The organism is Acinetobacter sp. ANC 4910 (assembly GCF_004331035.1).
Taxonomy (GTDB): Bacteria; Pseudomonadota; Gammaproteobacteria; order Pseudomonadales; family Moraxellaceae; genus Acinetobacter.
The window spans coordinates 247,002-266,482 of sequence record NZ_SJNT01000004.1; the positions used below are offsets into that span (position 1 = coordinate 247,002).

The following is a 19,481-nucleotide window of genomic DNA, read 5'->3' on the forward strand; positions in this document are numbered from 1 at the left end:
TTAATGTGTTATGGATTAACCGATAAACTTACGTGCGTTACGGAACATACGTAACCATGCGCCATCTTCACTCCACTCTTCAGGTTTCCAAGAATGCTGAATGGCACGGAAATTACGCTCTGGATGCGGCATCATAATGGTTGCACGACCATCCTTAGAGGTTACACCTGTAATCGCTTCTGGAGAACCATTCGGGTTTAATGGATAGTGTTGAGTTGGGTTACCATGACTATCTACATAACGTAAAGTCACTTGGTTACCTGCATTTAAGGCAGCCAATTTTTCTGCACTTGCAACAACACGACCTTCACCATGTGCAACTGCAATCGGAAGAATCGAACCTTCCATACCTTCAAGCAATACAGAATGTGATTTTTCAATACGAACGTTCACTGCACGTGCTTCAAATACTTCTGAAGTGTTGCGATGGAAACGCGGCCAAGCATCTGCACCTGGAATTAATGGCGCAAGTTGCGACATCATTTGGCAACCGTTACACACACCTAAAGTGAATGTTTCTTGACGGTTAAAGAATTTTTCAAACTGGTCACGTAGGCGTGGGTTAAATAGGACTGATTTTGCCCAGCCACCGCCAGCACCCATGACATCTCCGTAAGAGAAACCACCACAAGCCACTAAACCTTCGAAGTCATTTAAATCAACACGACCCGCAAGTAAATCACTCATGTGCACATCGACGGTGTTAAAGCCAACTTTGTCAAATGCAGCTGCCATTTCAGTTTGGCCATTTACGCCTTGTTCACGTAAAATCACCATGCTTGGGCGACGTAAATTAATAAACGGCGCTTCAACTGGCTCATTCAGATCAAAAGTAGGCTGTGCAATGATACCTTGATGCGCGCTATCTGCAATTAAGGCAAATTCTTGATCAGCAGTTTCAGAGTTATCACGTAAACGTTGAATTTGGTGTGATACTTCAGCCCAAGCATGTTGCAAGTCAACACGTGGCAAAGTCAAACCATTGATCGTTAACTGATCTGTGGTATTGACTGAACCCACAACTGAAATGGCATCTTTTAAGCTTGATGCAGCAACTTCATCTGCAAGAGTCGCCCAGTCAGAAGTACTAATTTGAAGCACTGCGCCAATTTCTTCTGCGAACAACGCTGCTGTAGATTGATTTTCTAGTGCAACACCTAAACGTGAAGCAAACATCATTTCTGCAACAGTTGCTACTAAACCACCATCACCAATGTCATGGTAGGCTTGAATTAAGCCACGGTTGTTCCAGTCTTGGACTAAATCAAAGAAAGCTTTGAAATCAGCAAAACTGTCGACATCTGGCGTTACTGAACCAATTGCTTTATAGACTTGTGCAAGGATCGAACCACCCAAACGGAATTGACCTTTAGACAAGTCAATACGGACTAAAACCGAATCTGTATTTTTTAATTCAGGCGTTAAGGTTTTACGTACATCATTCACTGGTGCAAATGCTGTAATCACACCACTCATCGGAGACGTTACAGCCTTGTCCTGACCTTCGTCATTCCAAGTGGTACGCATCGACAATGAGTCTTTACCAACAGGAATTGCAATCCCTAAAGCAGGACACATTTCCATACCAATGGCTTTCACACCTTCAAACAAGGCTTGGTCTTCACCTTTTTGCCCTGCTGCTGCCATCCAGTTCGCAGACAACTTAATGTCGCTGATCTGTTCAATATTGGCACACATGATATTTGAAATTGATTCCGCCACAGCTAAACGTGCCGATGCCGCAGGGTTTAACAATGCTACAGGTGGACGTTCACCCATTGCCATCGCTTCGCCTGTATAACCTTGTAAGCTAGTGGTTGTTACTGCTGCATCTGCAACAGGTACTTGCCAACGACCTACCAACTGATCACGCGCAACCATACCTGTAATTGAACGGTCACCAATGGTGATAAGGAATGATTTAGAAGCAACTGTTGGGTTCTTTAACACACGGAAAATCGCGTCTTTCAAGTCCACTTGAGCAACATCAAAATCATCGCCCTTACGCTCGATCGTTTCATATGAACGACTCATACGTGGTGTACCGCCAAGCATGACTTGCATTGGCATATCCACCGCTTTGTTCTCGAACAATGGGTCATTCACAGTCAATTGGCGTGCTTCAGTCGCTTCACCCAATACCGCAAATGGACAGCGTTCACGTGCACAAATTGATTCAAACAAGGCTAAAGATTCTGGTTTGATCGCGAGTACATAACGTTCTTGCGCTTCGTTTGACCAAATCTCCATTGGAGACATGCCAGCTTCAAGTGAAGGAATCTTACGAAGGTCTAAAATAGCACCGAGCTCATGGTCATTCACCAATTCTGGCATGGCATTGGAAATACCACCCGCGCCCACGTCATGTACAGACACGATTGGGTTTTCATTTTCCATGCGCCAGCAGGTATCAATCACTTCTTGGCAACGGCGTTCCATTTCTGGGTTTTCACGTTGTACCGAAGCAAAATCTAGGCTTTCACCCATCGTACCGCTGTCTACAGATGATGCCGCACCACCGCCTAGACCGATCAGCATCGCTGGTCCACCTAAAACGATGAGTAAATCACCCGGTTGAATCGCGTCTTTTTCTACATGGTCAGGACGAATGTTACCGTAACCACCTGCAATCATAATTGGCTTGTGGAAACCTTTAACTTCGCCATTCACGTTCTGTTCAAAAGTACGGAAATAACCATTTAAAGCAGGACGACCAAATTCGTTGTTAAACGCAGCACCACCTAATGGGCCTTCAATCATGATTTGAAGTGGCGATGCCATACGTGAAGGTTTGCCGTAGTTTTCTTCCCAAGGTTGTTCAAAACCAGGAATGTTTAAGTTCGATACGGTAAAGCCTGTTAAGCCTGCTTTTGGCTTACCACCACGACCTGTTGCGCCTTCATCACGGATTTCACCACCTGAACCCGTTGCAGCACCTGCAAATGGTGCAATTGCTGTTGGGTGGTTATGCGTTTCCACTTTCATCAGGATGTGAGCAGCTTGGCTCTTATACTTATACGTATAGTGACCTGTGTCTTCATCTTTTTTCGGGTAGAAACGTTGTGTGTCATAACCCACAATTACTGATGCGTTGTCTTTATAAGCAGACAAAACATCCGTTGGTGATTCTTTATAGGTATTTTTAATCATTTGGAACAATGACAATGGTTGTACTTCACCATCAATCGTCCATTCAGAACCGAAAATCTTATGACGACAGTGCTCTGAGTTTGCTTGAGCAAACATCATTAGTTCGATGTCATGCGGATTACGACCCAGCTTGTTAAAAGCAGCCGTTAAATAATCAATTTCTTCATCAGACAACGCAAAACCAAATTCCGAATTGGCTTGTACCAGTGCCTGTTTACCTTGACCCAAAATATCAATTGAATTTAAAGGTTTTGGTGCAGTTTCTTGAAATAATGCCACAGCATCATCAATACTGCTGAATACGCTCTCTGTCATACGGTCATGTAAAGCCAGCTTTACTTCATTCGATACTTCAGAAATACCTTTTAAAGTAAACAAAACACCGCGTTCAAGGCGGTGTATCGGGGTATTACAGTTGGCAAAAATATCCGTCGCTTTAGAAGACCACGGCGAGATTGTACCCACGCGAGGTGTCACCAAAATTTGGACGTCATCATTCGATGCTTGGCGGACTTGAAAAACTTCGCCATCATTTAATAATTGTAAGGCAGATTGCTGCTGTTGCTCGTTGAGCGCTTGGTCAAACAGATAGACCCATTGGCTTTCTATTGATTGAACAGAACTAATTGACGCTAGACGTGATAATAGTTGAGTTTTCTTAAAAGAAGAATGTGCTGGTGCACCGGCCACGATAAACATGCTGATTTTGGCTCCACGGGCAAGTCTTTTGAACTTTACCGCAATGTGACTTTGAAGAGAGTCACATATTCTACTGTGAAAAGGTCGAATCAGCTAGATGGCTAACCCTGATTATGTAACCTAATCCTGCAAGAATTTCATTTACAACCGCTTTATTACGCTTTTTTAGATAAAATGACATAAAAATAAATAACTAGATTGACTACTTAAGCTGAAATAGTGTGAATTTTTTCATAAAAAATATTTGTTGTTGCTCAAAAACAATCAAAATTCCTTTTCAATCCTCTACCTTTTCATTTAAACCACAACTCCAGATTTTTTTTACATTCCAACCGACAATTCATGTCGCACTGCTCTAGTGCAACCCAATATTTTTTGGCATGATTTAAACAATCCTTCTATGAAACATAATAAATGGAACAAATGCGTTGGTTAGAACTGCTTTCCACAGTTCGCATTGGCAGTAAAAAACAAAGTACAGAACAGGCACGAAGCCCTTTTCATAAAGATTATGATCGTATTATTTTTTCACAAAGTTTTAGGCAACTAAATCGAAAAACCCAAGTCCATCCGCTGACCCAGCATGATGGTATTCATACCCGTCTAACCCATTCGCTAGAAGTGTCCTGCATTGGTCGCTCATTGGGTATGTTGGCAGCAGAGAAAATAAAGGACAATCTTCCTGCTTGGATTTCCCCTGCAGATGTTGGCGCTATTATTCAAGCCGCTTGTTTGGCACACGACATTGGTAATCCCCCTTTTGGGCATGCAGGTGAATATGCCATTCGAGAGTGGTTTGATGATGCATCTCATGGCAACTTTCTGGCAAAACTCACTCCAGAAGAAGAAGCCGATGTGCGTCAATTTGAAGGTAATGCACAAGGTTTACGCCTACTGACCAAGATTGACTATCATCCCAATGATGGGGGCATGCGTTTAACCTATGCCACGTTAGGCGCATATTTAAAATATCCATGGTTATCCAAAACCATTGCCGAACAAGGCAATACCCCTGCCAGTATGCGTGCTAAATTTGGTTGTTATCAGTCTGAAAAAGAAATATTGGGGCAAATTGCAGAGCAACTTGGACTCATTCAATTGGCAAAAGATCGTTACTGCCGTCATCCACTGACCTATTTATTAGAAGCCGCAGACGATATTTGCTATGCCCTGATTGATTTAGAAGATGGCATTATTCTAAATATGTTGAGTTATGAAGAAGTCGAACCCATCTTTCTCGATTTAATTGCAGACTATGGCAAACCTTCAGAACTCTCGATGGATACCACTTGGCAGCAAAAAATTGCCGCATTGCGCGGTCGAGTCATGAAACGTTTAGTTGATGAAGTGACTACCGCCTTTGCCAAACATCATTATGAAATTCTGACGGGACAACTGAAAGGCAGCTTATTGCAGTATTGTTCCAAAGACATTGAGTTGGGAATTAACCGTGCTAAAGAACTGGCGCGCGATAAGATTTTTGAACATCCACAAAAAGCGGGATTAGAAATCATCGCCCATCAAAGTTTACAGAATATTTTAGATGCTTTTATTCCCCTCACCACACCGCACAAAGCCTTAAGCTTTAAAGAACAACGCCTATTTACCATTTTACAGCGTTCAGGTGCGCGTTTTGGCAACAATCATTATGAAAATATTATGCAAGTACTGGATATTATTTCAAAGTTTTCAGATCATCAGGCTTATAATCTTTCGCAAGAACTGCAAGGTAACAAGTCTGGTTTGATGTAACCCAAAGCAAAGATAAAAATGCTTTTAACATGACTTCTAAATCAGTGATGTTATACAAAACATCATTTTTCCACTGGCAACCGTATATACCTCAAATAGTGAAGTTTAAAAAATGATTGGATGTTTAATTGGCGAAGTGTTTGCCCTCGAAGCCCCAACAGTACTGTTAAATGTCAACGGCGTTGGCTATGAGATTGATACACCTTTATCAACATTTTGCCAATTACAAAAGGGACAAAAAGTCACTTTATGGACACACTTGGCAGTACGTGAAGATGCACAATTACTGTACGGCTTTTTACATCAACAAGAAAAAATCATTTTCCGTACCCTTTTAAAAGTCAACGGTGTCGGTCCGAAAATGGCTTTAGGTATTCTTTCAACGCTCAGCGTAGACATGCTGATTCATACAGTTGAACATGAAGATATAAATACCTTAATCAAAGTCCCTGGCGTCGGTAAAAAGACTGCCGAACGCCTGATGATTGAATTACGTGATCGCTTTAAAGCCATGTCATCAGGTTCGGTACCAAGCAACTCAACCACTGAACAAATCCAATTTACAGGAAATTCAGCAGTTGCCGAAGCCGAAGCCGCTTTACAATCTTTAGGTTACAAACCTTTAGAAGCGCAGAAATTGGTGAATGCAGCCAAAGGCGATTTTACTGAGGCAAGCGACATTATCCGTGCTGCACTCAAGTCGATGAATAAATAATTCAAACAGATGCACTCCTCACCCAAATGAGATACACGATGGCGACATGGATGTCGCCATGTTGGATTGGGATATAAGGACATATCCTCAATCCAACACAAGATTTTTGTTACTTTTGATCTTTCAAAAGTAAGGCAATGCCTACACAATGGCACCTAACCATAAATCATAATTTGAGGCTGTGCCTCGAAAGTTCAGCCAGAGATTTATTCAACCATTATGCAAGACCGTCTCATCGGTGGTTCCGAAAAACCCGAAGATCATATTGATCGCGCCATCCGTCCAACTTCACTAGATGACTATATTGGTCAACCTGTGGTACGCGAACAAATGGAAATCTTTATTGGTGCCGCACGCGGTCGTGCAGAAGCACTTGACCATACCTTGATTTTTGGTCCACCTGGATTGGGTAAAACCACACTGGCCAATATTATTGCGCGTGAAATGGGCGGAAACTTGAAATCGACTTCAGGACCTGTATTAGAACGTGCAGGTGATTTGGCCGCTATGCTGACCAATCTTGAAGAAGGTGATGTACTGTTTATTGATGAAATTCATCGTCTTTCGCCAGTCATTGAAGAAATCCTGTACCCTGCAATGGAAGACTACCAACTCGATATCATGATTGGTGAAGGTCCTGCTGCACGCTCAATTAAATTAGATTTACCCCCATTTACCCTTGTCGCAGCCACCACTCGTGCAGGTTTGCTCACTTCCCCACTACGTGATCGTTTTGGGATTGTGCAACGTTTAGAGTTTTATTCGGTGAAAGATTTAACGCATATTGTCACGCGTTCTGCCAACTTAATGGATGTACCAATTACTCATGAAGGCTCGGCAGAAATTGCGCGTCGCGCTCGTGGCACACCACGTATTGCCAATCGACTATTACGTCGAGTTCGTGACTATGCCCAAGTGAAAGGTACAGGCGAAGTAACGCAGGATATGGCACAACGTGCATTAGATATGCTCAATGTCGATAAAGATGGCTTAGACACCCTAGACCGTCGTTATTTAAGCATGCTGCTTGAGCGTTTTGATGGTGGTCCCGCAGGTATTGAAGCCTTAGCTGCTGCCATGGCTGAAGATTCAGGCACATTGGAAGATGTGATTGAACCGTATTTAATTCAACAAGGTTATGCTATGCGGACTGCGCGTGGTCGTATTGCTACCAATATGGCGTACTTGCAATTTGGGATGACGCCACCCGAACCGAAAGAAAAATAAATAAGAAAAGGGAGAGATATTCTCCCTTTTCTTTTAAATCAAACTCGAAAATAGCGGTTATTTGAGCCGAACAACTCATCTATCTAATGATAAATTCGAGCATTCACAATAGTAAGTCGATACCTTAAAAATCAAAAAATATACCTACATGGTTTTTGCCTTATCTTCAGCACAATGGCATGTTTTACAGCTCAATAATGAATTATCACAAGGCTGTGTATTGCATGAAACCATTCCGATTATCCTGTTTTATTACATCACTTCTACTCTGTAGTCCCTTAAGTTTTGCCGATTGGATTGACACTGCTGTCGAAAAAAATGAAGCACAAACTATTCAACTACGTCATCACATTCATCAACATCCAGAACTGGGGAATATGGAGTTTGAAACATCTAAACTGGTGCAACAGCAGCTTAAATCTTATGGTCTAGAGGTAAAAACGGGATTTGCTAAAACAGGGATAATTGCCATATTAAAAGGCGCAAAACCGGGTCCAACGATGGCATTACGCGCAGATATGGATGCATTACCCATAGAAGAAAAAACCCAGCTGCCTTTTGCCAGTAAAACCAAAGCCATTTATCAAGGCAAAGAAGTTTCTGTCATGCACGCTTGTGGACATGATGCCCATACAGCGATGTTACTTGGTGCTGCTAAAGTATTGGCTGATAATCGAGATAAACTGGCTGGCACGGTCATTTTTATTTTCCAACCTGCCGAAGAAGGTGGCGCTGACATAGACAATTTCACGCAGGGTGCTGAAATTGGCTCGCGTAAAATGATTACGGATGGTGCACTTAAAAACCCTAAACCCGAAGTCATCTTTGGCATGCATGTTATGGCTGGCATGCCAAGCAACAATCTCTTTTATAAAGAAGGTGTGATGCTCAATAGTGCCGATCACCTTCGCATTCAAGTCAATGGAAAACAAGTCCATGGTTCTATGCCTTGGGATGGTCGTGACCCAATTTATGCAGCTTCGCAAATGATTAACAATTTACAAAGTTTAATTAGCCGTAGATCCAATCTTACTCAAGGTATGGGCGTGATTAGTATTGGCAGTATTCAAGCAGGAACAACAGGCAATATCATTCCTGAGCAAGTCAATATGGTCGGCACCATCCGCTCCAACAGTGAAGATATTCGCCAAAACCTGTTAAAAAATATCCCCATCATGTTAGAACACAATGCTTTAGCCAATGATGTACAGGCGAAGGTCGAAATTGCTGCTTATGCACCTGTCACCTCAAACAACCCGATACTGACACAACTGATGCAACCCACACTTAAACAGGTTGCAGGTGAAGAGAAACTACATGTACTAGCGCATAATGCGAGTGCGAGCGAAGACTTTTCATATTATGGTCAACTCATGCCTTCCCTTTTTGTTTTTTTAGGTGCAACAGCTCCATCACAAAAAATGGATCAGGCTGCACCAAACCATAATCCATATTTTATGGTTGATGATGCCACCCTAAAAACAGGCGTAGAACTCCATGTTCGTTTTATTCAGGACTATCCTAAGTTCGCCAATCAAATACAAAGCCAATGGAAGCAACAAAATGAAAAACTCTAATTAACATGATCTGAAAAAAAGGGGGTCATCCAAGATCACCTTTTTAATTCATTATGCTACCTAGATTATCAATCCATTCCTTTTAAGCCCAGAGGGTCAATTTGCAACACCCTAAAGCTCTCTCACTTCTTCCACCAACATCAACTCACACGCCCCATTCCCTGTATCGTCACGACTGAGTGAACTGCGCCACATCCAACCATCTGCCGATTTTACTTCGACTAAATGTCCTTTTAAGTAAATCAGATCATCTTGATCAACATCCGCCAATTGTTTTGCAATGGATGCATTCGCAGGAATTAAATGTGTATTGGCACTTTGTGTTTCAATTTCTTGGCGTGGAATAGGTGGCTGATTTTCATAACGCCAGTAATACCAACGATTACTTTGACGAATCGAAAGCTGTTTATACACCGCAGGATCAGCCATTTTTCCCCAACCGAGTGCAAAATCGACAGGGCTAAGCTCTGCCTCACGTCCTGAACGATAGTTTTCCCGTGATAAAACCCGAAATTGCCCCTCATAATTCGCCAAATTGGTCATGGTATACCCATTAAAGGTTTGAACTGTGTCACTGACTCGTTGATGATCTTGAGCATTTTCAATACTAGGACTTGGCTTCCACCAATAAATTAGCCCCGCAATCATCACAATCACCCAAATTAAATAGGCTCTGCGGCTCATATCTCCCCCAAAAAGATTAAATTGCCAACGCTCTTTTTATCTTATTTATTTCACTTCCCGCTAGTATGCAAATTAAAATCTTGTCTGATTTAGATGGTGCTTGCTTACGATGCAACATCAAGATATTAGATGAGCCATAACGCCGACCTATTTTACTGACGATGGGTTCTCATCTTATTTTAGACAACTATGGATTTTAAGCTTAAGATTGGGGCTAGACATCTTAAATAGTGATGATGAATAATTTTTAAATTAAAAACACAATATAATTCAAATATTTAAATACAAAATCAACCATTATTAAATTACATCTTACAGGTATAAAGATAAAGAACAACCACTTTCAGGCTTACTCATTAAAACAGGATAACCTTGAATAAGCCCAGAAAAACCTCGAATACATATCAGTTATTTCAATCGAATTACCCTACTACATCAAGTTCAAAATTTTAAAGTCCATATTCATTGTGCCGCTTTAAGCTGATGCTAAATTTATAACCGCATAGGGCTTACACAAAGGACAACTGAAGTGTTTGCTCACTTGACTGCACAATGGTTCGCAATTCATGCAGTAATACTTCAATATGCTCTTGCGTGGTATACGCACCAAAACTAAAACGTACCGCGTTTGACGCCAAATTTTCATTCAGTCCTAAAGCACTTAATACATGAGAAGGTGCTGCATGATGTGAATTACAAGCCGAACCACTTGAAACTGCAGCAACCTGTTTAATCGCGGCAATAATCGAATTGGCTCGTTCGCCTAAAAAGCTCACATTTAAATAATTTGCGACATGCTGTGTAGCATGACCATTTAAGTTCACGGGTGTCAAAGCCTGTAAACCTTGCAGTAGCTTATTTCTTAGATGTTGGATCCGCCTTTGTTCATCTACTAAGGCTAATTTAGCCAGTCGGCACGCTTCTCCCATACCCACAATTTGATGTGTGGCTAAAGTTCCCGAACGTAAGCCTTGCTCATGCCCACCGCCATGAATTTGGGTCTTGATGTGTTTTTGAATGTCTTGACGAACATATAGTGCACCAATGCCTTTGGGTCCATAGATTTTATGGGCAGATAAACTGAGTAAATCAATCTGCATCGCCTGAACATCAATCGCTTTTTTTCCCGCAGCTTGAGCAGCATCAACGTGAAATAAAATCTGATGTTGATGTGCTAAAAGACCAATCGCTTGAATATCAGTTAATGTGCCAATTTCGTTATTAACCATCATCAATGAAATTAAAACTGTATTGGATTGAATGGCTTGTTTTACCTGCTCTGGACGAATCACACCTGTACCCAATTCAGGCTGTAAGTAAGTGACCTGAAAACCAAGATTTTCTAGCTCTGCACAAGTATCTAAAACGGCCTTATGCTCTATTTTGCTGGTAATAATGTGTTTATTTTTATACTTATAAGCATCTAAAGTGCCTTTGATCGCGAGGTTATTCGATTCTGTCGCACCTGAAGTCCAAATAATTTCTTGAGGTTTGGCATGGATTAAATTGGCAACATGCTGTCTAGACGTGGTGATATGTTTTGCAGCATCCCAACCATAATGATGCGATTGTGAGGCTGGGTTTCCGAAATCACCTTCTACGGACAAACATCGAATCATTGCTTGAGAAATTTCAGGAAGAATAGGTGTTGTTGCTGCATAATCTAAATAAATTAATCTGCTCATTTTAATCACTATTAAAAATAAATTTAAAATGATTATAAAGGATGAAATTTATTCTATTTATATGGATTTAATCATACCTTATCAACAAAATTAAACTTATAAAAAAATCGTTAGTTTTATAATTCACTAACGATTTTTAATATATAAAATTAAAATATATATCATTAAAAAATAGTACTCAAATTTATAAAACCCGAGATAAAAAATTTTGAGTACGCTCTTCTTTAGGATGTTCCAGAACCTGTTGAACTGTTCCTTGTTCAACAATTCTGCCTTGATCCATAAATACCACATGGTCGGCAACTTCTCGTGCAAAGGCAATTTCATGCGTTACAATCACCATGGTTTTACCCAATTTCGCCAAGCTTTTGATTACATTCAAGACTTCTCCTACCAGCTCAGGGTCTAAAGCGGAGGTAGGTTCATCAAATAAAATCACTTTAGGATCTAGTGCCAAAGCTCTGGCAATCGCTACACGCTGCTGCTGACCACCAGAAAGTTGTTTAGGCCATGCTTCAACCTTATCTCTTAGCCCCACTAAACCCAATAATTGATTGGCTTTTAAAATGGCTTGATCTTTACTGAGTTTTTTATGTGCTAAGGGTGCTTCAATAATATTTTGCAAAACATTTAAATGTGGAAACAGATTAAAATTCTGAAATACATAACCCACCGATTTACGTTGTTTTAAAATATCTCGCTCTTTTAATTCATAAAGTTTATCGCCTTTTTTCCGATAGCCGATAAACTCATCATCAATTTGAATAAATCCTGCATCTACACGTTCTAAATGATTTATCGTCCGTAATAAAGTGGATTTACCCGACCCCGATGGACCAATAATCACCGTCACGGATCCCGCTGGAATATCCAGGCTAATATCCTGTAATGCCGCATGTCCCGCATAATTTTTAAATACATGGCTCACTTGGATATGACCATTTGTAGGCGATGTTGATTGATTAATTATCATAGCTGGCTCCTATACGTGGCTGAGTCGCTTGTGGCTGTACTTTCTTGAAAAAAGCAAAACTATTAATGGCTGATTTCCGCTCACCTTTCACCAGTACTTTTTCGATATACCATTGCACAATGGAAAATACACTGGTGACAATCACATACCAAACGGCGGCAACCATCAACAACGGAATCACTTCTTGATTGCGGTTATAGATCATTTGTACGGTGTAAAAAAGTTCAGGCATTGCCAAAACATACACAATCGATGTGCCCTTTGATAAACCCACACATTCATTGATAATCGCTGGAATGATACTGCGAATGGATTGCGGTAAAATAATGCGTGTCGTACGGCGCCACCATGACAGACCTAATGCTGCCGCTGCTTCAAATTGACCATGATCGACAGACAAAATCCCACCTCGAATAACTTCGGCGGTATAAGCACTTTGTACTATCACCAAACCGACTAAAGCCGTTGAGAACTGATCCAGTGCATTAATGGTTTTAAACTGAGCAAAGACTGTGTCGGTAAAAGGCACACCAACATTGATATGTTCATATAAATAAGAAAAATTATAGAGAATGATCAGCACCAACAGCAGTGGTAGTGATCTGAACATCCAGATATACACCCATGCCAATGAGCGAATTAACCAAGATGATGACAGTCTCATCATGGCTACAATGGTACCCAGAATTAAACTAAACACGATTGACCAAAATGTCAGTTTTAGCGTCATCATCAAACCCTGAAGAATCGCAGGGTTAAAGAACCACTGTCTAAAAACAGGCCAGCCCCAGTTTTGATTGGAAAATATCGATTCCGCGACGACTGCAATCATTAATATCGAAAATGCGACACCAATGTAGCGCAGTGGATGACGTGCTGGAACGATTTTATAGTGTTCTAAACTCATGCGACCTCCTTTTGCAGTAAAGTCTTTCTAAAAGGAAGTCCACCGTGTAAAGGCGCACCAATGTATCGATCAAAATTAAAATCTGGAGTGAGTTCAAACTGCGGTTCATAGCCTAGACTCAAATACAATTTCACTGCTGGAATTTGTTTAAATCCTGTGGTGAGAAAGATTTTGCGATACCCCGCAGCAAGCGCACTTCGTTCAAGTTCTTTGACTATTTTTGCAGCCAATCCCTGTTTACGTAAGTCTCGATGTGACCAAATCCGTTTCAGCTCTGCGGTTTCTGCGTCATAACGTTTGTACGCTCCCATTGCAATCACTTCATCATCACGTTTAAGCACCACGAATAATCCATGCGGCGGTAAAAAGTCTTCCGCGCCTTCATAGCGTTCCCGATGTGTGGCTTTTTTACGCTCATCAATGACGTGAGTCTCTTGACGCGCAAAAAAATCACCATAGATTTCTTCATATTCAGCAAATAACTGATCAAGCAAAGGTTGTGCTTCGGGTACATCAACGGACATTTGGATAAATTTTTCTTGCATAATGACCTCTTATTTATCCTGAATCAGTGGGTTAATCACTGATTTTGAAATTCCTTCATTTTGTAAATTCCACCGTGTCAAGGCTTGGGTATATTTGCCATTCGCAATCACACCATTAATGGAAGTTTGAATGGCATTCACTAGCCCAGTCCCTTTTTTGACGGCAACTGCAACGGACCATGTCTCATCTAAGGTGCCCACTGCTTTAATATTGGCACCATTGGCTTGTTGCCATACGCCCATCACATTGGGTATGAGGTAAGCATCGACACGACCTGACTGCAACGCCAAAGCTGCTGCTGCACCATCTTCCAAATAAATCGGCTGCGCTGGGTCTAGCCCTTTTTGTCGATTATTTTCAATCCATTTCAACAGCAGCCGTTCTTGATTGGTGCCAGAACCGACCACAATTTTGAGTCCCGCGATATCATCTGGCGTTTCAATCGTTTGAATTTTGCTGTCTTTAGGCACATAAAAAGCCAACATGTCTTGACGATAAGTCGCAAAATCGTATTTCAGCTTACGCTGTTCTGTGACAGCAATATTACTGAGTACGGCATCGAATTTTCCCGATGCCAAACCGAGTCGCCAGTTTTCCCACGAGCTTGGAATCACTTGAAGTTTTAGACCTAAACTGTCAGCAATTAACTGTGCAATATCAATTTCACTACCAATACGCGTCTGGTTATCTTCTGCCAAAACATGCAGAGGTGGAAAACTGTTGGTTCCCACAGCAACAGTGAAATAACCATCATTTACAAATTTAAAACCTTGAGGCAATTGAGCAATTGCCTCCGCATTTTGAGTACTATGAATAGCCACCATGTTATTTCTTAAGGTCTGTTGCTCTTGTTCAGAAAACTCAGTTTTCAAACGATTTTCTTGCTTATAAGTTGCTTTCTCATTGTTGTAGCAACCCGCTAGGCTTAAAGCTGCCAGTGTCAGACCAAAAAACGCGATAGTCTGAGCTTTGTACATGTTAGTCTCCCAAGCCTGGAGGGTTAATTGCCGAATGCTGAATCGCTTCTGCCTGAGTCCCCCAACGTGCTAAGACTTTTTGATACTCGCCTGTTTGAATCACTCCATTTAAAGCCGTTTGTACTGCATCAACTAAGCCACTGCCTTTTTTCAGCGTGACCCCCAATTCGGCAGGTCGTGTTCCACCACCGAGTGCTGTGCCTGCCAAACGGATTTTTGCACCATTTGCCGCTTGCCATGCGTAAGCGACATTAGGGCCAAATAAAGCATCAACCCGCCCAGACTGAAGCGCCAAACTTGCAGATGCACCGTCATCGTAATAAAGTGCTTGCCCCGGTGGCAGACCTTTCTTTTTGTTGTCCTCAATCCAGTCCAGCAGTACTTTTTCCTGATTGGTACCAGAACCGACAATCACTTTTAAACCTGAAATATCATCGGGACCTTTGATGGCTTTAATTTTACTTTTCTCTGCGACATAAAAAGCCAATACATCTTGACGATAGGTCGCAAAGTCGAATTTCTCCTTACGCTCTTTGGTCACAGTGACATTGGCAATCGCTGCATCATATTTGCCACTAAGGACACCGAGCGGCCAGTCTTCCCACGAGGTACGAACCAGTTTCAGTTTTAAGCCCAAACTGTCTGCAATCAAACGGGCAATATCAATTTCAGTTCCAATATAGGTTTGATTATCGGGCCCCAATACACTTAAAGGTGGTGCTCCTGAAATCGCAGCAACGGTAAAATAACCCGCATTTACAAACTTAAAATCTTTTGGAATTTTCTGACTGGCTTCCGCATTGTGAGCAACATGAATAGGCACCATATTCTGTTTTAATTTGGCAAGCTCACGGCTATAGAAATCGGTTTTTTCGGTCGACTTTGTAGACTCGTCTGTTGAGCTAGCCGTTTGAGTAGATGCCTGTTCTTTACTGCATCCAAGCAGAGAAACACCAACCAACAGTGCCAAAGCAATCGCCAAAGGTGTTTTATTCAACCGCATGAGGCTGTTCCTTTTCTGATTGTTCAAATTGATTTTCTGGTCGCTTTAAAGCAAAACTAGCGCGTAAAGTGGTGTCTGGATATTCAGTACGATATAGCCCACGCTGTTGCAGCAATGGCACAACTTTTTCAATAAAAGTATCTAAAGTTTTTGGTGTTGCACCCGCAATAATGAAGCCATCTGCCGCCTCTTCTTTTACCCACAGTTCTAACTGATCTGCGACTTCTTCTACCGTTCCAGCAAAAGGTGGACGTGGCGTTGCTGCTTGCAGTGCAACCTGACGTAAAGTTAAATTCTCTGCTTTGGCTTTACGTTTAATTTCATCAGTGCCACTTTTGAAGCTGTTTTCACCCAGTGTGCCCAGTTCAGGAAAAGGTGAATCGAGTTCATATTGAGAAAAATCATGATGCTCAAAGAAACGTCCTAAATAATTCAGAGCGTCATCTATCGTGACTAATGCGGCTGTTTCAAGATATTGACGCTCTACGTCTTCAGCAGAATCTCCGATCAAAACCCCAATCCCTTGGAAAATGAGCAAATCATCTGCGTCACGACCATTCTTAATCACTTGCTGTTTCACATCTAAGTAAAACGCTTGTGCTTCTTCGAGCGTGGCTTGATGGGTAAAAATGGCATCGGCATGTTTCGCGGCTAATGCACGACCTGCACCTGATGCTCCTGCTTGGAACAAAATTGGACGGTGTTGTGGCGAACGCTCTACATTGAGTGGGCCTGCCACTTCAAAATGTTTACCTTTATGGTTCAAGGTATGTAATTTACTGCGCTCAAAAAATTGTCCTGTTTCCTTATTACGAACGAAAGCGCCTTCACCCCACGAGTCCCAAAGCCCTTTTGCGACTTGCAAATATTCATCTGCAATTTCATAGCGTTGGCTGTGCTCAGGATGCTGCTTACGGGTATGATTTTTTGCAGTGCCTTCAAGCGGTGTGGTCACTACATTCCATCCTGCACGTCCGCCACTTAAATGATCCAGACTGGCAAACTGACGTGCAATCGTAAAAGGTTCGCTATACGAGGTCGACACTGTACCCACTAAACCAATATTTTTAGTTACACTGGCTAGGGCTGAAAGCAAGGTAATCGGTTCAAAACGATTCAGAAAATGAGGAATCGATTTTTCATTGATATATAAACCATCCGCCACAAAGACAAAATCAAACTTTGCCCGTTCAGCCTGACGTGCGACGTTTTTGGCAAACTCAAAATTAATACTGGCATCGACCACCGCTTCAGGATGGCGCCATGCAGACATATTTCCGTTTGCACCGTGTAAGATAGTTCCAAGGCGAATTTGTTTGTGATTACTCATGTTAGACCTCTGCATTTTTATGAATAGACTCAAGTGCTTGTGTTGCTAAGGCAGCAAAGTACTGAGCAGCTGGATAAATTAAAGATTCATTGGGTTGATATTGCGGATGATGCAAACCGAAGTGACTGGCACTGCCGATACTGACAAATGCACCGGGAATCTGTTCTAAATAAGCGCCAAAGTCCTCACCGATCAAATACAGCGGTGCCTCTTGCACCTCATAACCTTGTGCACGTGCAACGGTTTGGCTCAGTTCAGCCCATGTTGCAGTGTTGATTAATGCGGCGGGGCCATTGTCCCAATCCACAGCAATGTCGACTGAGTGGGCAAGTGCAATACCTTGTGCAATTTGTTTAAGTTTTTCTTCAACAGCTAGACGAACCGCAGGAGAATGGGTTCTTACCGTGCCCTCTAAGCGAGCTTCTTCTGGTAAGATGTTCCAGCTTGTGCCCGCATGTACTTGGGTAATACTGACTACACAGGTGTCTAAATTATTTATGCTACGACTGGCAATGGTTTGCACAGCACTAATCAACTGTGCCGCCACAACGATTGGATCTTTGGTTTCATGCGGTCGACCTGCGTGACCGCCCTTGCCTTTAATCACAATTTTGAATCGGTCGACGTTGGCATAAAATGCACCAGAGCGTGTCGCAAAAGTGCCTAGAGCTAACTCAGGAACATTGTGAAAACCGAAAATGGCCGATACATCTTCTAAGGCTCCACTATTGAGTACTTCATAAGCACCACTATAGGTTTCTTCAGCGGGCTGAAAAATAACGCGTACCGTACCTTTTAATTCAGACGCTTGAGCTTTGAGTAAAATTGCAGCGCCTAAAATGGTTGAGCTATGCAAATCATGCCCACAAGCGTGCATTACCCCGTCTTGAATCGAACGAAACTCTTGCTCGATTTCTTCGTGAATGGGTAAAGCATCGATGTCTGCTCGAATAGCCACAATTGGATAACCAGTGCCAATATCTGCAATCAGTCCTGTTTTTAAACCCCACGTTGAAGTTTCAATGCCGTATTCAGACAACCATTGTTTTAATTTGTCGGTGGTTTGAAACTCTTGCCCAGATAATTCTGGATGACGATGTAACTCATGTCTCCAACTGAGCAACTGCTGTTCAAGTAACTGTTTATTTGGCATCAACTTTCTCCAACTTAGGCTGCAAGCACAGCGTGCTGTGCCAGTAGTGTTAGAGATTTCAGACGCGTTGCATGATCCAACAGTGGCGATTCAACAATAAATTCATGGATTCCATGTTGTTGATGCAAAGCGTGTAATTGCTGATGAACATCATCAACTGTACCTTTGAGAATATTCAGTTGTTCTTTTTTAAGGCTGTTAATTGCAGATTGAGCTTGTCTCGAAAACTCCTGTGCACTTTGCTCATTCGGGATTTTTACTCGTTGACCATTCTCAAGTTCCAACGTCCACACCGAAAGCCCTGCTGCCAGTTCTTCAGCTTGATCACGGCTATCAGCCACAATAATTTGTGCCGCAACAATGGCTCTTTTTCCTGCCGAATAGTGTGAGTAAGTCTGTAAAGCATCTTGAAGTAGCTTGGCATCGCCATTTAAATGTGCAGCAAATACAAAGTTCCAGTCCAAATCTGCTGCGAGTCGAGCACTATCAATACTCGCCCCCAATAAGAACTTTTCTGCACTTTGCTGAGGTATTGGTGTTGCAGCAACCTGATTAGGCAGATTCCGATCTAACTTTGCATTCAAATAATGATCTAATGCTTGTAACTGCGCTTTAAAGTTGCCCTTTTGTGTTTGGTCTAACCCAAGTTGTAGTGCTTGGGTTGAAACAGGAAAACCACCAGGTGCTTTGCCTACACCCAAGTCCACACGGTCAGGCGCAAGACTTGCCAGTACATTAAAATTTTCAGCAACTTTATAAGGGCTGTAGTGCTGCAACATTACTCCACCCGAGCCAATTCGAATGGTCTTAGTCTGAGCCAACAACCATGCAATTAAGATTTCAGGTGATGGGCTTGATAGGAGTGCTGTGGAATGGTGCTCAGCCACCCAGTAACGATAAAACCCTAAAGCTTCTGCCGTTTGAGCAATCTGCAAGGCATTTTTAAATGACTGTTCCGCGCTGATACCTTCGGCTCTTGGGCATTTATCCAGTATGCTTAATTTATAACTCAGCCCCATTTTCCATTTTCCAAAAGATATAAAGTTGGAACCTATTAAACGGATTTAGCTTTTAAAAATTAAATATTAAATAAACTTAAAGTT

At 42.0% G+C, this 19,481-nt stretch carries 15 protein-coding genes; 4 read left to right on the plus strand and 11 right to left on the minus strand.

All coding sequences use genetic code 11. From position 1 onward, the window contains the following. Positions 1–15 precede the first annotated feature (15 nt). The gene (purL, locus tag E0H82_RS06005) at positions 16–3,849 is read right to left on the minus strand and encodes a phosphoribosylformylglycinamidine synthase (RefSeq protein WP_131263800.1); all 3,834 of its coding nucleotides are present in this window, start codon (positions 3,847–3,849) and stop codon (positions 16–18) included. 414 nt (positions 3,850–4,263) lie between these two features. Here purL and E0H82_RS06010 point away from each other — a divergent pair, with 414 nt between their 5' ends. The 4 genes from E0H82_RS06010 (at position 4,264) to E0H82_RS06025 (ending at position 9,120) form a co-directional block, all read left to right on the plus strand. Next, positions 4,264–5,601: a deoxyguanosinetriphosphate triphosphohydrolase gene (locus E0H82_RS06010; protein WP_131263801.1), complete on the plus strand. Its 1,338-nt coding sequence runs from the start codon at positions 4,264–4,266 to the stop codon at positions 5,599–5,601. 112 nt (positions 5,602–5,713) lie between these two features. After that, positions 5,714–6,316, plus strand: a complete 603-nt coding sequence (gene ruvA / locus E0H82_RS06015; RefSeq protein WP_131263802.1) for a Holliday junction branch migration protein RuvA — start codon at positions 5,714–5,716, stop codon at positions 6,314–6,316. 219 nt (positions 6,317–6,535) lie between these two features. Beyond that, entirely contained in the window at positions 6,536–7,543 is a 1,008-nt protein-coding gene (gene ruvB, locus E0H82_RS06020) for a Holliday junction branch migration DNA helicase RuvB (protein WP_131263803.1), read from the plus strand. A gap of 224 nt (positions 7,544–7,767) precedes the next feature. Beyond that, the gene (locus tag E0H82_RS06025; protein ID WP_131263804.1) at positions 7,768–9,120 is read left to right on the plus strand and encodes an amidohydrolase; all 1,353 of its coding nucleotides are present in this window, start codon (positions 7,768–7,770) and stop codon (positions 9,118–9,120) included. Positions 9,121–9,231: 111 nt separating this feature from the next. On the opposite strand, the gene E0H82_RS06030 is transcribed toward E0H82_RS06025, so the two are convergent. From E0H82_RS06030 to E0H82_RS06075, 10 genes are all read right to left on the minus strand, one after another. Further along, complete coding sequence (locus E0H82_RS06030; protein ID WP_131263805.1) at positions 9,232–9,804, minus strand: hypothetical protein; 573 nt, start codon at positions 9,802–9,804, stop codon at positions 9,232–9,234. Positions 9,805–10,313: 509 nt separating this feature from the next. After that, on the minus strand, positions 10,314–11,489 hold the full coding sequence (locus tag E0H82_RS06035; protein ID WP_131263806.1) for a cysteine desulfurase family protein: 1,176 nt from the start codon (positions 11,487–11,489) through the stop codon (positions 10,314–10,316). Positions 11,490–11,673: 184 nt separating this feature from the next. Continuing rightward, on the minus strand, positions 11,674–12,462 hold the full coding sequence (locus E0H82_RS06040) for an amino acid ABC transporter ATP-binding protein (RefSeq protein ID WP_131263807.1): 789 nt from the start codon (positions 12,460–12,462) through the stop codon (positions 11,674–11,676). Next, complete coding sequence (locus tag E0H82_RS06045; RefSeq protein WP_131263808.1) at positions 12,452–13,369, minus strand: amino acid ABC transporter permease; 918 nt, start codon at positions 13,367–13,369, stop codon at positions 12,452–12,454. Before E0H82_RS06045 ends, E0H82_RS06040 begins: the two co-directional genes overlap by 11 nt. Continuing rightward, positions 13,366–13,914 carry a GNAT family N-acetyltransferase gene (locus tag E0H82_RS06050; RefSeq protein WP_131263809.1) on the minus strand — a complete coding sequence of 183 codons (549 nt, stop codon included), beginning with the start codon at positions 13,912–13,914 and terminating at the stop codon, positions 13,366–13,368. Before E0H82_RS06050 ends, E0H82_RS06045 begins: the two co-directional genes overlap by 4 nt. 9 nt (positions 13,915–13,923) lie before the next feature. Beyond that, positions 13,924–14,892, minus strand: a complete 969-nt coding sequence (locus E0H82_RS06055) for an ABC transporter substrate-binding protein (RefSeq protein ID WP_131263810.1) — start codon at positions 14,890–14,892, stop codon at positions 13,924–13,926. A 1-nt stretch (position 14,893) separates the two neighbouring features. Beyond that, a complete protein-coding gene (locus tag E0H82_RS06060; RefSeq protein ID WP_131263811.1) occupies positions 14,894–15,895 on the minus strand; it encodes an ABC transporter substrate-binding protein in 1,002 nt (333 codons plus the stop codon). Further along, on the minus strand, positions 15,882–17,225 hold the full coding sequence (locus E0H82_RS06065; protein ID WP_131263812.1) for an LLM class flavin-dependent oxidoreductase: 1,344 nt from the start codon (positions 17,223–17,225) through the stop codon (positions 15,882–15,884). The genes E0H82_RS06060 and E0H82_RS06065 overlap by 14 nt, the downstream gene beginning before the upstream one ends. A 1-nt stretch (position 17,226) precedes the next feature. Then, positions 17,227–18,378, minus strand: coding sequence for an amidohydrolase (locus tag E0H82_RS06070; RefSeq protein ID WP_131263813.1), 1,152 nt, complete (start codon positions 18,376–18,378; stop codon positions 17,227–17,229). A gap of 14 nt (positions 18,379–18,392) precedes the next feature. Further along, positions 18,393–19,397, minus strand: a complete 1,005-nt coding sequence (locus E0H82_RS06075; RefSeq protein WP_131263814.1) for an MsnO8 family LLM class oxidoreductase — start codon at positions 19,395–19,397, stop codon at positions 18,393–18,395. Positions 19,398–19,481: the final 84 nt, after the last annotated feature.